Raw genomic sequence first — 13612 nt, 5'->3', positions numbered from 1 at the left:
TTTAGTTTTGTTTAGCATCAATCTGTGAACTTTAATAAAGCTCCCCTTCTACTCCTGCGCCGTCTGCATTTGGTAATAAACACCTCTGGCTGCCATGAGCTCCTGGTGATTACCATGCTCGACGATATCACCATCTACCATAACGAGGATGATGTCAGCATTTTGAATAGTAGACAGGCGATGGGCGATGATAAAGCTAGTTCGTCCCACCATGAGCTTGCTGAAAGCCTCCTGAATCAAGACTTCTGTCCGAGTATCGATGGAGGAAGTCGCCTCATCCAAGATTAAGATTTTAGGAACAGCCAGGAAGACACGCGCAATGGTCAAGAGCTGCCGCTGACCTTGAGAAAGGGAGTCCCCAGCATCCGCCAGATAGGTGTCATAGCCCTGAGGCAGCTGCTGGATAAAGAAATGAGCGTTGGCCGCCTTGGTAGCTTCAATGACCTCTTCTCGGCTGGCATCTGGCCGACCAAAAGCTATGTTATCATGAATGGTTGCTGTCTTGAGCCAAGTCTCTTGCAGTACCATACCAAACTGCTGACGATAAGAGGCTCTAGTGTAATGCGTTATGGGAGTACCGTCTAGGGAAATAAGACCACTATCAACATTGTAAAAGCGCATGAGGAGATTGATTAAAGTAGACTTGCCAGCACCGGTTGGCCCGACAATGGCGACCTTGCTAGCTGCTGGAATCCTTATATTCAAATCCTGAATCAGCTCTTTGCCAGGCTCATAGCCAAAAGCCACATGCTCAAAGCTAATCTGTCCTTTGACATCTTCAGACTGAAGAATTTCCTGACCAGGCTCCGCTATTTCTTCTTGGTCCAAAACGCTGTAAATCCGCTCCGCACAAGCTAAAGCGCTCTGCAATTCCGACATGACTGACGATATATCATTGAAAGGCTTGGTGTACTGGTTGACGTAGTTGAGAAAAGTTACCAGCTGCCCAACCGTAAAACCTGTTCCCTGAATGATTCGGACAGCCCCAAAGCCCACAATCAAAGCATAGATCAGGGCATTGATAAAACGAGTCGAAGGATTGACTGTCGAAGAATAGAAAATAGCCGCCTGAGAATAGTCTGCATAGGTTTGATTACTGCGAGTAAAAGCTGTATCAAACTGCTCCTGAGCATTAAATACTTGAATCAAACTCTCCTGGGTCAGACTTTCCTCAATCAGCTGGGTCTGAGCTCCCCTCGCCTGCGTCTGATGTTGGAAAAAGCTAAAACTCTTTCTAGCAATAAAGCGAGCTAAGAAGAGAGAAAGGGGCGTCAAAAGCAGAACCAAAAGCAGGAGGAAAAAGTCCAATCTGGCCATGCTAATGATGGTCACTAAGATTGTCAGCAAACCCACAAAAAATTGATTGAAAACCATAAGTAGGCCATTGCTGAGCTGCTCCAAGTCCGTCGTCACCCGACTAACCAAGTCTCCGGTTCCCTGCCGATCCAGATAAGCTAAAGGCAAATAATGAACTTTCTTGATAACACCCTGTCGGAGCTGCTGGCTATAGCGATAGACCAGCTGATTATAGAGCAAGGGATTGAGCCACTGAATCAGCGTATTGGCTAAGATAACCAACAGCATCTGCCCCAAAATCGGAATCACATGCTGCTCCGCTTGAGGTAGAAGAACGCTATCAACCGCATTCCCGATTAGAACTGGAAGAAGAACAGTCAGAGCCACTTGAGCCACCGTTCCCAGACTAGCTAGGAGAAAGAGCCAGCGCGCCTGCAGCAAATCTCGAGTCAAACGCCTCAAGCTGCTAGGTGTTGTCTTATGCTTCATGCTTTCCCTCCTCTCCTTGACTATGCTGTGAGTGATGAATTTCTCGGTAAATAGCAGAGCTAGCTAAGAGTTCCTCATGGCGACCAAGAGCCACCTGTTCTCCCTTATCCAGCACTAAGATTTGATCCGCTGAGCGCAAGCTATTGGTCCGCTGAGAAATCAAGACCAGACTGGTCTCTGTCAATTCATTCTTAATAGCCTGCAAGAGTCTAGCCTCTGTCAGATAGTCCAGAGCTGAGCTCGCATCATCTAAAATCAAGAAAGGCGCCCTCCGCAAGACAGCTCTGGCAATGGTTAAACGCTGACGCTGACCACCAGAAAAATTCCGACCAAAGGCCTCTACAGTCGCATCCAAGCCACCTTCCTTCTGAGAGACAAAGTCCGTCGCCTGAGCAATCTCTAAGGCCTGCCACAAGTCTGCGTCTGTTGGCTTGGTTGACAATCCTAAAGTCAGATTGGAGCGAACAGTTCCTTGAAAAAGCTCTGCTTTCTGAGGCACCAGACTGATCCAAGACCGCCATTCTCTGAGATTTTTAGGACTGCGTCCTTGGGAAAAGATGGTTAACTGACCAGCAGCCACAGGATAAAGATGAGCCAGCAGCTGAACCAGAGTAGACTTCCCTGAGCCTGTCCCGCCAATAACCCCCAAAGTCTGACCTCTTTTCAAATCAAAAGTCAGACCAGTCAAGGCTGGACTAGCTGCATTTGGATAGGAAAAACTAACCTGCTGGACTTTAATGGCTTGATTTGCCAGAGCTGTTTCCTGCACTAATTCCTGTAGGACATCTTCTTCTGCTTGCTCGAAGACCTGACTGATACGACCTGCACTGATATAGCTTTGATTGAGTGAGTTGACTAGCATAGCTAGCTTGAGCAATTCCACCAAAATCTGCAATAAATAATTGACCAAGGCTACCAGCATCCCCTGGGTCAGCAAGCCCTTGCCGATAAAGCTATTCCCCTGCCAAATCACAGCAATCAGAGTACCATTGACTGTAAGAAAGGTCAGAGGACTAATCAGACTAGCCAGAGCTCCCGTCCTGATTTGCCAGGTTTTATAGAGCTCGTTGCGATTGCGAAAGGTCTGAACCTCGCGCTGGGTCTGACCGAAAGCTCGTATAACCCGCATGCCCTGCAGCTGCTCACGAGTCAGATTGACCAGTTGGTCTGTCAGCTGGCGAATTTTGGCATAGAGAGGATTCATCAGACGAGACATGAAAACGATAATAGCCGTTAAAATTGCTACCATGAGCAAGAACCACAAGGTAATGACCGGACTGATAGTAAAGGCCATGATGATGGAGCCAAAAACGATGATAGGCGCCCGCAGAAAGAGACGAAGAAATTGATTGATTCCCGTCTGAATCTGATAGGTGTCGCTCGTCAGCCGAGTCACCAAGCTAGAAATCGTCAACTCATCCCGACTAGCCTTAGGCAAACGCAGGATTTTTTGATAGAGGTCGCTTGTCATCTGACGAGTAAAGCCCACTGCCGCCTTTGACGAATAATACTGGGCCACCACTGCTACCACCACACCCAGCGCAGCCAAGCTCATCAAAAGAAAAACCATCCAGTAGAGATGGGAGCTGTCGTGTCTAGGAATGGTCTCATCCACAATCCCCGCAATCAAAATCGGAACCAGCAGTTCAAAACTGGCCTCCAAGAGCTTGAACAAGGGCCCCAGCAAAGACTCTCTGATATAGCCCTTGAAATATTTCAATAAATCTTTCATACCGCCTACTTCTCCATTAAACTGTATTTATTTTACCATAATTTTCAAAGGGTAAAAAATATTCTCCTTCTGACCAGCAGAAAGAGAACATTGATATTAGACTTCTTGTAAGTTCTGGCTTATTTTCTTTAATCCTAAATGTAAAAATGGAGTTACAGCAAATAAGAAGCTACCCAAAGCTATAAAAGTCCAATTGAAGCCAAAGTGATCAATCAACCAGCCCGTCACAGGGAAAATGACAATCATACTCAGACTGAACATCATAGAGTAGACACTAAGCATGGTCGCCCGTACTTCACTTGGCAGCTGCTTTTGTAAATCATTGTCAAAAATCGGCTGAAAGAGTGCATACAAGGCGTTGCTGATTAGATAAATCAAAATATAGATGACTGGTGTTCCAAAATAGGACAGCAGGTAGCTTGCTCCAGTTAGAAGAACCACTGAAGGAAAAAGTTTCAAGGCAGAAAACTTCTTTCCAATCATACTCGCCAGATAGACCGCTAAGATATTCAAAGCACTGCCAATTAGCATGACTACCGAAATCTGCCAATCTTTTAAGTCAGGCAATTGATTTTGATAATAAAAATAAAACATACACATCAGTGTTCCAATGATTTGGGACAGAATCATCCAGATAAAAAGGCTGGGATTTCTCTGCAACTCCTCTTTGACAGCCCAGATAATCTTTTTCATGGTCAGACGTTCCGCTTTCTCTGCTTTGACACTAGGTTCTTTCAGCATCCAGGTCAAGAAAAGAACGATGATAGAGGTACCAATCATGATATAGTAGGTCAGATGCAATTGTCCGTGGACAAAAAATCCAGCCCAGACCGTTCCCAAAGACCGAGTCGCCTCAGCCACCCCAGACATAAAACTGGAGATGGATAAATAATGTTCCTTGAGGCCGGCCTCCACAGATGAATCATAAACCATGGCCGCACTTGTCCCCGAATCAAAGTTATAGGACCAAGCACTAATCACCATAGCCAGTGCATAAACCAAAAAATTTCCCTGCCCAGCTAACATGAGAACAGAAGACACAATCCCAGCTATCCGGCTCAGATACAGATTAGTCTTGTAGGAAAAGCGATCCGCCAACATCCCAGAAGGAATTTCACAAATAACGCTGGTCGCATGAAAAATACTTTCCAAAAGGCCAATCTGCCAAAGGGACATGCCGTTTTGACTTAGAAATAAAATCCAAAAACTAGTAATGCCTAGAAAAGCAAAAAATTCTACTCCGGCCATAAGACCGATATTTTTCCGATAACTTCTTTTAAACATTTTTTCTCCTTTAACAAGTGTTTTTTAATTTCTATCCTTTATCACTTGTTAATCCGCTGGTTACATAATCTCCACCTCTTCTTTCTAGTGCTTTGAAAAAACGCCCCATGGGCGTTTTCATTGATTTACGGTTTAATACGGTGCAACATACGTGGGAATGGAATGGCTTCACGGATATGCTTGGTTCCTGCTACAAAGGTTACCATGCGCTCGATACCGATACCGAAGCCACCGTGTGGAACTGTTCCATACTTACGAAGATCCAAGTAAAATTCATATTCTGAAGTATCCATACCAAGCTCTTCCATTTTAGCGACCAATGCGTCGTAGTCTTCTTCACGCATAGAACCACCGATGATTTCACCGTAGCCTTCTGGAGCCAGCAAGTCAGCGCAGAGGACACGGTCTGGATTTCCAGGAACTGGTTTCATATAGAAAGCCTTGATGGCTGCTGGGTAGTTAACGACAAAGGTTGGTACACCAAAGTGGTTTGAAATCCATGTTTCATGCGGTGAACCAAAGTCATCACCATGTTCCAGATGCTCATAATCAGCATCCTCATCATTTTCATGCGCTTGCAAGAGGTCAATCGCTTCATCATAGCTAACACGCTTGAAAGGCTCTGCAATATAGCGTTTCAAAAGTTCTACATCGCGTTCCAGTGTTTCCAAAGCTTGAGGAGCGCGGTCAAGAACACCTTGGATCAAGGCTTTAACATAAGCTTCTTGCAAGTCGAGTGACTCATCATGCGTCAAGTATGAATACTCTGCATCCATCATCCAGAACTCAGTCAAATGACGACGGGTTTTTGATTTTTCGGCACGGAATACAGGACCGAAGTCAAAGACACGACCAAGAGCCATGGCACCTGCTTCCAGATAAAGCTGACCAGATTGGCTCAAGTAAGCTGGAGTTCCGAAGTAGTCTGTTTCAAAGAGCTCAGTTGAGTCTTCTGCTGCATTTCCTGACAAGATTGGGCTGTCAAACTTCATAAAGCCATTCTTGTCAAAGAATTCATAGGTAGCGTAGATGATGGCATTGCGGATCTGCATCATGGCAACTTGCTTACGAGAACGCAGCCACAAGTGACGGTTGTCCATGAGGAAGTCCGTGCCATGTTCTTTTGGCGTAATTGGATAGTCATTTGACTCACCGATGATTTCGATGTCTGTAATGTCTAGCTCATAGCCAAATTTTGAGCGCTCATCTTCCTTGACAATCCCTGTCACATAGACAGAAGTTTCTTGGCTAAGCTTTTTAATCGTATCAAACTTCGCCAATCCTTCTTCTTCGCCAAATTTCTCGATAAAGTTAGGCTTGAAGGCCACCCCTTGGAAAAAGGCAGAGCCATCGCGCAACTGCAAGAAGGCAATCTTACCCTTACCTGACTTATTGGCAACCCAAGCACCGATAGTCACTTCTTGACCAACATAATTTTTCACATCAATAATTGTTACGATTTTCTTTGACACGTTTTTTCTCTTTTCTATTTTTTATTCTTTATGACAGACTGCCTCGACATTATTACCATCTGGATCCAAGACAAAGGCTGCATAATATGATGAAAGGTTCCCCCGATAATTTGGCGCACCGTTGTCTTTTCCCCCCTGCCTTTAAACCAGCCTCATAACAAGCTTGAACCTGCTCATGGTTTTCTGCCAAAAAAGCAAAGTGAATCGGAGACTGCTCTCCATCTCCCAACCAAAAATCTTCACCAGGATGTGGGCTGTTGGGAGCAACAAAACTGAGTAGAGAACTACTTCTAAAAGCCAATTTGTAGCCTAGAGGAGAAAGAAAACTTGTATAAAAGTCTTTTGAAATTTGTAGATTCCTGACCTTTATCTCAAAATGATCAATCATATCTGCCTCCTAGATTGGTTGCTAAATGTCACTTTATTTCAAGACAAATCTTTTGGACATCTGTTCTATATTTTACCATAAAGCGATTGCAATAGCTATCCTTGAAGAGTCTAAATCTCAGAAAAATTAAAAAACCAGCCTCCTAAAGGCTGGCGGATAACTCTCTCTGAATAAGAGGACTAATTTTTCGTTCCATATAACAGTCGATCAACCATGTCATCATCATAGTTCAAGACTTTTTTCAAAGCCATCTTAAAGCGCTGATCACTGAGAATCTGACCTCCAGGACTCTGGTCAATCGTCGCATAATTCCCCTCCCCATCCTGAGTAAAGGCTACAGTCAGCTCTTGGTCAGGGTCTTCACAAACATCTCTCTGCGGATCTTTTGAACTGGTAGACGGTCGAAAGTCCATTCTTTGCAGACGAAACGACAGTTCTTTATGAAAAGCCGCAATGTCCTTCTGACGATTGGCCACTGGCTCATGTTTGTCCAGCCAAGTCAAAACATCTTCTTTTGTAATATATATCATCTTCCCCTCCTAAACCAAATCAAAGTTCGCCCTGTAAATGACCGTATCATAGCTTGGGCTAGCTGCTGAGAGAGCCGCTTGAATGATATGAAGCACACGCTGCTGTTGACCTTCGAAAGCCAAAGGCAGGAGCATATTGGAGACATTTTTGACAATCACTCCCTTAGTGAATTCCCCATCTTCATAAGAAAAATCCTGCTGATGAAAAATGGTCTTGGTCTTAAATTCAATCACCTGTCCTTGCAAGATTAGCTTATAAGTCTTCTTCCAGTTGGTTCTGCCACCAAAGCGATAAAGGACCAGATAAATCCCCAAATCATGATCTGCGACCCAATCGCCCGTCTCAAAGACTAGCTCATCATCAATCCCAGTCTTCTTTAAAAGCTCAACCCCTTCTTCAGAAATCATCTCGTGCACGAACTTCCAACTTCCTTCTTGGGGAAGAGACGCTGTTCCCTCAATCTCCTTCTGAGGACTACTACTGACTTCTTTGTGGTGAACTCTTTTAGGGGTAAATTCTTCCTCCCAAGTCATCTCTTCTTCTATGTCACTGACAGCCCGCCTAGTCGGTAAAAAATCCAAGCACTTTTCTAATAATCCCATATCCTATCTCCTCTTTATCTGTACTCCACGTGGTTTACTTCCCTTATCTTCGTATCATAATAAGGGTTAATCTGCGACAGGGCATGTTGAATCACTGTTACGATTTTGTCCTCTCGTCCTTTTAAAACCTTGGGAATCACAAGCTGGGAGATTGTTTCTGTTGATAGACCTTTTACACTTTGATCTTCCTCATTGCGAACTGGATATCTATCGGCCCGCTCTTCTTCTAGGCGAAATTCAAGCAAGTGCCCTCCGAGCATCATGGCTAAAACCTGATATTTCCCTTCACCAATACGAAATTGCTTGACGCAGAGAAAAATTCCTCTCTTCTCATCTTCTAGTAAAAATGGCAAAGCCAGTTCTTTTTCTTCAATAGAAAAATCCTCGAGAAGCTTCTTCTCTCTTTCCCCTATTTCCTTTCTGATAAATCCCATTTTATCTCCTTTTGTACAAAATAATCTTCATCCCCATTATTACTTAAGTAAAAAGACCATGAGGAACACACTGCAAGTCAATAGAATGCAGGGCTAGACCAAATGGACTTCTTTTATTATACACCGAAACACCGTCGTCTTCAACTAAATACTCCTCAAATTTTTAAGTCGTCTGGTGATTCCTATCGGAAAGTGACTTATACATAGTTAATCTAGCATTTATAGCTGCTATTTAATCAATTGGCGGATCATCCTTTACCTCTTCTTCCGTCTTCCAGTAGGCCATACTGCTTTTCTTAGTATCTACCTCCATCTTTTTATTAAGTCTAATATCAACCTTATAATAGGCGCGTTTAATTAAAAACTTTTGACTGTCCTCTGCAGAACCCCAAGTTCTACAAACCATCAAAAAGCGTGCAGATCCTTGTCCGGATATCTCCTCCTTAGTATAAGAACCGGGAGCAGTTGGGCGTTCTAAGATTCTCATATTTAATCTCAGTTCTGGCTGGTAATTGCTCAAATACCAGTCTATTCGGGCAGAGTCATTCTCATAATATTGGATACGGTAGCGATGACCTTTGGCTTGCAGACTATAGCCATTGGATTCGGAAATAGTGGTCCACCCTTGCTCTGAATCAACAACAGAACAAGCTGCCAATAAAACCAAACTAACTACCATAAATAGGAAAATTAATTGTCGTTTCATATCCTTCTCCTTTACTCCTGTTTGCAAGCTCTAACAGCTATAATATAACTACTCCCAGCTTTTATTTTGCCGCCCAAAATCTTCTTAATTCGACCTGAAAATATGAAAGCGATTTTATGACATTCTATATTATTTTACCATTTTGTCGAATTATTTGCCAGTACAGTTTAGGGGAATTGAAAAGGACGAACGCTGAGTTCATCCTTATCTATTGTTTATAAAACTTTGAAAGTAGTGTAAGATTGAGATATCTATTTACTCTCCATAAATTGCTGCAAGCGCTGAACAGCTTCTTTGAGCGTATCCAAGTCCGTCGCATAGCTAAGACGGACATTTTCTGGAGCACCGAAGCCTGCTCCGGTCACCAGAGCCACGCCAACTTCTTCTAAAATTGCTGTCGTAAACTCGGTCACATCAGTATATCCCTTTATTTCCATGGCTTTCTTGACATTTGGAAAGAGATAGAAGGCACCTTGTGGCTTGACCACTTCAAAACCTGGCACTTGAGCCAAGAGAGGATAGATGGTATTGAGACGTTCTTCAAAGGCCTGGCGCATGGTTTCAACCGTTTCCTGACTGCCAGTCAAGGCCTCTATTGCTGCATATTGAGCCGCTGCTGTTGGGTTAGAAGTCGTCTGACCTGCAATCTTACTCATAGCTGCTATAATCTCTGGCTCACCAACTGCATAGCCAATCCGCCAGCCTGTCATGGAGTAGCTCTTAGAGACACCATTGATGACCACCGTATGCTTGCGAATCTCCTCTGATAGACTGGAAATTGGCGTAAATGTATTACCGTTATATACCAGCCGTCCATAGATGTCGTCTGCCAAAATCAGAATATCATGCTCTACAGCCCAGTTCCCAATCGCCCGCAGTTCATCCGCTGTATAAATCATACCCGTCGGATTGGACGGCGAGTTCAAAACTAAGACCTTGGTCTTGTCAGTACGAGCAGCTTCTAACTGTTCCACCGTTACCTTGAAATTATTCTCCTCAGTGGCTTGGACAAAAACAGGAATCCCCTCGGCCATCTTAATCTGGTCGCCATAGCTGACCCAATAAGGCGTCGGAATGATAGCTTCATCACCTGGATCAAGCACACTCATAAAGAAGGTATAGAGGGAGAATTTAGCTCCGGTTGCCACCGTCACTTGATTCGGCTGGATGGTGTAGCCGTAATAGTTGGCAAAATACTCTACTACAGCTTCTTTTAGCTCTGGCAAACCGCTAGTCACCGTATAAAAGCTAGCACGCCCATCCTCAATGGTAGATACAGCCGCATCTCGGATGTTCTTAGGCGTCGGAAAATCTGGCTCCCCCAGAGTCAGAGATAGAATATCCCGCCCCTGCGCTTTCAAAGCCTTTGCACGCGCTGCTGTTGCTAAAGTCACGCTTTCTTCCATCTTTAAGACACGATTTGATAATTTCATAGTCCCTCCTTGCTGACCAACTGTCCGCTTTCAAAACCAATCAGGTAGTAGGTGCCTCCCGACTTGACTTCCCAGATGGGCTGATCTTTAAAATAGCCCATGGTCACCTTATCAATAGTTCCTGCTCCATTTTCCTTGGCAATGCTCTCTGCTTTAGACTGACTGACACCTTGGTCCAATCGATAGACCCGTATCTCATTGGTATCTTTTGCAATCAAAACAGCTTTTTCGACACCCTTACTGGTCTTGCCAAGCAGACTGTAGTAGGATTCCTGCCCATTGTAGATGGCAAATGAGTCAACTTTTTCAAGATTTGCATATTCTTTGGCCAAGCGGCTGCTTGCTTCCTTAGCCGACTGTCTCGGCTGCATGGATACTTGCAAAACAGCAAAAAATGAAAACACAAGAACGCTGAGAACGATAAAAATACCGATAAGGTATTGCCAAATTGGAAAACTGGCTTTATTTCTATTTTTATATTTCACTCCGTCATTATACTACAAATACTCCTATTTTTCTATCTTTTTTTGATGAGAATATTCTCATAATTCTAAAGCAATATCCTTGCATATGATACTATTTATTGGTAAAATATTGTTATGAAGATTACAGACGATTTAAGCAAAGAAACTCTGCTTGATTTGAAAACCATGATTGTCTTTCATAAGGCAGAAAGAACTATCCGTGCCATTGAAGCCCAAATTTTTAAAAAGCATGATTTGACTCCTACTCAGTTTTCCGTCTTAGAAACCCTATACAGCAAAGGAGAGCTGCGTATTCAGGACCTGATTGACCGTATTTTGGCTACTTCTGGCAACATGACTGTCGTCATCAAAAATATGGAACGCGACGGCTGGATTGTCCGCACCTGCGACCCAAATGACCGCCGGGCTTTTTTGATTGGCTTGACGAAACAAGGCAGAGCTAAAATTGAAGCCGCCCTGCCTGATCATATTAAAAATATTCAGCAAGCTCTGTCCATTCTCGAAGAAGACGATAAGCAGGATTTGATTCGTATTTTAAAAAATTTCAAAAAATTGAGCTAAATAATTGCTAACTAGTGATTAATGTTGTAACATATATTGTAACAAGAGAAATATCTCTTTATTTTATAAAAAAGGAGACAATGCAATGTCTAAAGTATTATTCATCGTCGGCTCGCTTCGTCAAGGTTCTTTCAACCACCAATTGGCTGAGCAAGCTGAAAAAGCTTTGGCTGGTAAGGCAGAAGTTTCATATCTTGATTACAAAGATGTACCATTCTTCAACCAAGACATCGAAAGTCCTGCTCCAGCTGCTGTCGCTAAGGTTCGTGAAGAAATTTTGGCCGCTGATGCCATCTGGATTTTCTCACCTGTCTACAACTGGGCTATTCCAGGAGTAGTGAAAAACCTCTTGGACTGGGCTTCACGCGCTTTGGATCTGTCAGACCCAACTGGTCCATCTGCTCTGAATGCTAAGGTTGTTACTGTTTCATCTGTAGCTAACGGCACATCACCAGATGAAGTATTCAAGCACTACCGCAGCCTGCTGCCATTCATCCGTATGAACGTGGTAGAACCATTCACAGGTGTTGGTATCAACCCAGAAGCATGGGGAACTGGTCAACTGACTGTCGCAGAAGACAAACTTGCTGAACTCTCAGCACAGGCTGATGCTCTTTTAGCAGCCCTTAACTAAAAAGAGAAGATTATAAAAAGAAAAGAAAACTTATAAGACACTAAACCCCCGCAAATAATTGCGAGGGGTTTTAGAATACTTTACTGACAGGAACAGGTATTATAAATCAGCTAAAGAATATTTAGGATAAGGAATTTGAGATAATTTATCTTCTATCGTTACTTGCATTTCCTCTTCTGATTCATCTATATACCCCTCAAACCAAATTTTTTCAATATCTTCTTGGTTAAAAAAGCAAGCTTGATTATCCGTCATACCAAAAGGATATACACAACCGGAATAGTCTAAATAACCAATTTCACCCTTATTATCATAAAGAGGATAACGGTTAATAATCATAATTTTTACTTGTCCATTTTTAAGTTGGACAACACTCCCTATCGGTAGTAGCTCAGTCATTAGAAACCTCCTTTAAAAATCTTCTCGAATTCTAAGTATTCTTCTTTTTTAATCTTTTTAGAACTTTTATCTGTTTGAATAAATGGGATCTTATGAGACAAAAATAAACAATCAAGAAGCCAATATCACTTAACAAATAAGAGACATAGACACCTCTGCTTAGATACTCAGTTGCATGATAAATTGCAAAAAAGGTAAAAAACAAACCGAATACAAGCTTCGCATATACATTTCGACTAAAAATATATAAAAATTCGTCCTTAATGGGAAGCGTTTCAAAGCGAAACTCTTTAAATGACAGTTCCTTCTTTGTTCTCACGAGTAATTCTACTAAATACCCAAGAATAATATAACCCAATACTAGAGAAATCAACTTCCACAAGAAGGAAAACTGGCTATTCGAAACAGATGTAAATCCATGTAGCAGCAGAATGCTAGCTGCAGGAACATAATTCGTGAGATCCAGATGGAATGTTGGTCTATCTACATTGACATAGATTTTATTAGTTTTTGGGTCAAAATAATAGTTTCTACCCTGAAAAGCTAAGAGTTCGGTTAAATAATCTTTTTTCTTCATTTCAATTGCTTTTCCAACCTTTTAAGTATAATCAATTTCTCTAACGGTCTATTTCCTATTAACATGAGCCCAGATGCCGGGAGAAAACCAATTATACCCATAAAAGAAAGGAAGCTTCCTGAAAAATAATAATCAATTATAAATTTAATTGACGTAAAAAATAGTATAGTCCCAAAAAACAATATTCCTTTACATTGTGTTTGTTGGTTATAAAGAAAATTAGGCCAGTCAAAATATAGTTTCTGATTAAAATTTTTCATAGTTCCTTTTCTAATATTTCTTAGAACAAATATTATCAAAACTAAAACGCAGAGAACAGTCGAACACAAAATAAATATTCTGATAGGCACACTGGCAACCTGAGTTGCTGTTGCTTCTGAATAAATATTTCGTAAAAGAAAGGAAGCAGGCAGAATAGCCCAAGTGAGATTAGTAGCTTTCTCTTCTTTCTTATCTATAGAGTATAGTTGCCCAGTTTTTCTATCATAAAAAATATTTTTATCTCTGAAATTACCCAACCAAAATACATTCTTATTCATTGATTTCATCCAAGTGGCGACGGTTCATAATCATAGCACTTCCATTCAGT

15 protein-coding genes and 1 pseudogene are annotated in these 13612 nt (G+C 42.3%); 2 read left to right on the top strand and 14 right to left on the bottom strand.

Features of this window, described 5'->3' with window-relative positions:
- Positions 1 to 48: 48 nt before the first annotated feature.
- The 11 genes and pseudogenes from K1I94_RS02160 to K1I94_RS02110 form a co-directional block, all read right to left on the bottom strand.
- The gene (locus K1I94_RS02160; protein ID WP_223314258.1) at positions 49 to 1785 is read right to left on the bottom strand and encodes an ABC transporter ATP-binding protein; all 1737 of its coding nucleotides are present in this window, start codon (positions 1783 to 1785) and stop codon (positions 49 to 51) included.
- Positions 1775 to 3517 carry an ABC transporter ATP-binding protein gene (locus K1I94_RS02155; RefSeq protein ID WP_223314257.1) on the bottom strand — a complete coding sequence of 581 codons (1743 nt, stop codon included), beginning with the start codon at positions 3515 to 3517 and terminating at the stop codon, positions 1775 to 1777. Before K1I94_RS02155 ends, K1I94_RS02160 begins: the two co-directional genes overlap by 11 nt.
- A gap of 96 nt (positions 3518 to 3613) precedes the next feature.
- Entirely contained in the window at positions 3614 to 4801 is a 1188-nt protein-coding gene (locus tag K1I94_RS02150; protein WP_223314256.1) for an MFS transporter, read from the bottom strand.
- A 125-nt stretch (positions 4802 to 4926) separates the two neighbouring features.
- Complete coding sequence (gene asnS / locus K1I94_RS02145; protein ID WP_223314255.1) at positions 4927 to 6273, bottom strand: asparagine--tRNA ligase; 1347 nt, start codon at positions 6271 to 6273, stop codon at positions 4927 to 4929.
- 21 nt (positions 6274 to 6294) lie between these two features.
- Positions 6295 to 6661, bottom strand: a pseudogene (locus K1I94_RS02140) (VOC family protein).
- Positions 6662 to 6840: 179 nt separating this feature from the next.
- Positions 6841 to 7191: a hypothetical protein gene (locus K1I94_RS02135; protein ID WP_124765511.1), complete on the bottom strand. Its 351-nt coding sequence runs from the start codon at positions 7189 to 7191 to the stop codon at positions 6841 to 6843.
- Between the two features lie 9 nt (positions 7192 to 7200).
- A complete protein-coding gene (locus tag K1I94_RS02130) occupies positions 7201 to 7794 on the bottom strand; it encodes a hypothetical protein (protein ID WP_223314254.1) in 594 nt (197 codons plus the stop codon).
- 14 nt (positions 7795 to 7808) lie between these two features.
- Positions 7809 to 8228 (bottom strand): hypothetical protein, encoded by a 420-nt coding sequence (locus K1I94_RS02125; RefSeq protein ID WP_002895228.1) that lies wholly within the window; start codon positions 8226 to 8228, stop codon positions 7809 to 7811.
- Positions 8229 to 8460: 232 nt separating this feature from the next.
- Positions 8461 to 8934: a hypothetical protein gene (locus tag K1I94_RS02120; RefSeq protein WP_223314253.1), complete on the bottom strand. Its 474-nt coding sequence runs from the start codon at positions 8932 to 8934 to the stop codon at positions 8461 to 8463.
- Positions 8935 to 9185: 251 nt separating this feature from the next.
- Entirely contained in the window at positions 9186 to 10367 is a 1182-nt protein-coding gene (locus K1I94_RS02115; RefSeq protein WP_223314252.1) for a pyridoxal phosphate-dependent aminotransferase, read from the bottom strand.
- Positions 10364 to 10852 carry a cell wall elongation regulator TseB-like domain-containing protein gene (locus K1I94_RS02110; RefSeq protein ID WP_223314251.1) on the bottom strand — a complete coding sequence of 163 codons (489 nt, stop codon included), beginning with the start codon at positions 10850 to 10852 and terminating at the stop codon, positions 10364 to 10366. Before K1I94_RS02110 ends, K1I94_RS02115 begins: the two co-directional genes overlap by 4 nt.
- Before the next feature lie 114 nt (positions 10853 to 10966).
- Between K1I94_RS02110 and K1I94_RS02105 the strand changes: the two genes are divergently transcribed.
- Both K1I94_RS02105 and K1I94_RS02100 read left to right on the top strand, forming a co-directional pair.
- On the top strand, positions 10967 to 11413 hold the full coding sequence (locus K1I94_RS02105; RefSeq protein WP_002933417.1) for a MarR family winged helix-turn-helix transcriptional regulator: 447 nt from the start codon (positions 10967 to 10969) through the stop codon (positions 11411 to 11413).
- 85 nt (positions 11414 to 11498) lie between these two features.
- Positions 11499 to 12047 carry an NADPH-dependent FMN reductase gene (locus tag K1I94_RS02100; protein WP_002895223.1) on the top strand — a complete coding sequence of 183 codons (549 nt, stop codon included), beginning with the start codon at positions 11499 to 11501 and terminating at the stop codon, positions 12045 to 12047.
- Between the two features lie 99 nt (positions 12048 to 12146).
- Here the strand turns inward: K1I94_RS02100 and K1I94_RS02095 are convergent, their stop codons facing one another.
- Genes K1I94_RS02095 through K1I94_RS02085 form a run of 3 tightly spaced genes read right to left on the bottom strand, consistent with a single transcriptional unit; the run spans position 12147 to position 13562 of the window.
- Positions 12147 to 12446, bottom strand: a complete 300-nt coding sequence (locus tag K1I94_RS02095) for a DUF4176 domain-containing protein (RefSeq protein WP_125337135.1) — start codon at positions 12444 to 12446, stop codon at positions 12147 to 12149.
- A 31-nt stretch (positions 12447 to 12477) separates the two neighbouring features.
- A complete protein-coding gene (locus K1I94_RS02090) occupies positions 12478 to 13023 on the bottom strand; it encodes a hypothetical protein (RefSeq protein ID WP_125337133.1) in 546 nt (181 codons plus the stop codon).
- Positions 13020 to 13562, bottom strand: coding sequence for a hypothetical protein (locus K1I94_RS02085; RefSeq protein ID WP_125337131.1), 543 nt, complete (start codon positions 13560 to 13562; stop codon positions 13020 to 13022). The genes K1I94_RS02090 and K1I94_RS02085 overlap by 4 nt, the downstream gene beginning before the upstream one ends.
- Between the last annotated feature and the right edge of the window lie 50 nt (positions 13563 to 13612).

This window comes from Streptococcus sanguinis, from assembly GCF_019929145.1.
In the GTDB taxonomy this organism is placed as follows: domain Bacteria; phylum Bacillota; class Bacilli; order Lactobacillales; family Streptococcaceae; genus Streptococcus; species Streptococcus sanguinis_U.
This window is presented reverse-complemented; position numbering and strand designations above follow the sequence as displayed.

What these genes read in the sequence shown, in the direction of transcription:
- K1I94_RS02160 (WP_223314258.1), bottom strand. Translation starts at nt 1,785, where the DNA reads ATGAAGCATAAGACAACACCTAGCAGCTTGAGGCGTTTGACTCGAGAT.
- K1I94_RS02155 (WP_223314257.1), bottom strand. Translation starts at nt 3,517, where the DNA reads ATGAAAGATTTATTGAAATATTTCAAGGGCTATATCAGAGAGTCTTTG.
- K1I94_RS02150 (WP_223314256.1), bottom strand. Translation starts at nt 4,801, where the DNA reads ATGTTTAAAAGAAGTTATCGGAAAAATATCGGTCTTATGGCCGGAGTA.
- K1I94_RS02135 (WP_124765511.1), bottom strand. Translation starts at nt 7,191, where the DNA reads ATGATATATATTACAAAAGAAGATGTTTTGACTTGGCTGGACAAACAT.
- K1I94_RS02130 (WP_223314254.1), bottom strand. Translation starts at nt 7,794, where the DNA reads ATGGGATTATTAGAAAAGTGCTTGGATTTTTTACCGACTAGGCGGGCT.
- K1I94_RS02125 (WP_002895228.1), bottom strand. Translation starts at nt 8,228, where the DNA reads ATGGGATTTATCAGAAAGGAAATAGGGGAAAGAGAGAAGAAGCTTCTC.
- K1I94_RS02120 (WP_223314253.1), bottom strand. Translation starts at nt 8,934, where the DNA reads ATGAAACGACAATTAATTTTCCTATTTATGGTAGTTAGTTTGGTTTTA.
- K1I94_RS02115 (WP_223314252.1), bottom strand. Translation starts at nt 10,367, where the DNA reads ATGAAATTATCAAATCGTGTCTTAAAGATGGAAGAAAGCGTGACTTTA.
- K1I94_RS02105 (WP_002933417.1), top strand. Translation starts at nt 10,967, where the DNA reads ATGAAGATTACAGACGATTTAAGCAAAGAAACTCTGCTTGATTTGAAA.
- K1I94_RS02100 (WP_002895223.1), top strand. Translation starts at nt 11,499, where the DNA reads ATGTCTAAAGTATTATTCATCGTCGGCTCGCTTCGTCAAGGTTCTTTC.
- K1I94_RS02095 (WP_125337135.1), bottom strand. Translation starts at nt 12,446, where the DNA reads ATGACTGAGCTACTACCGATAGGGAGTGTTGTCCAACTTAAAAATGGA.
- K1I94_RS02090 (WP_125337133.1), bottom strand. Translation starts at nt 13,023, where the DNA reads ATGAAGAAAAAAGATTATTTAACCGAACTCTTAGCTTTTCAGGGTAGA.
- K1I94_RS02085 (WP_125337131.1), bottom strand. Translation starts at nt 13,562, where the DNA reads ATGAATAAGAATGTATTTTGGTTGGGTAATTTCAGAGATAAAAATATT.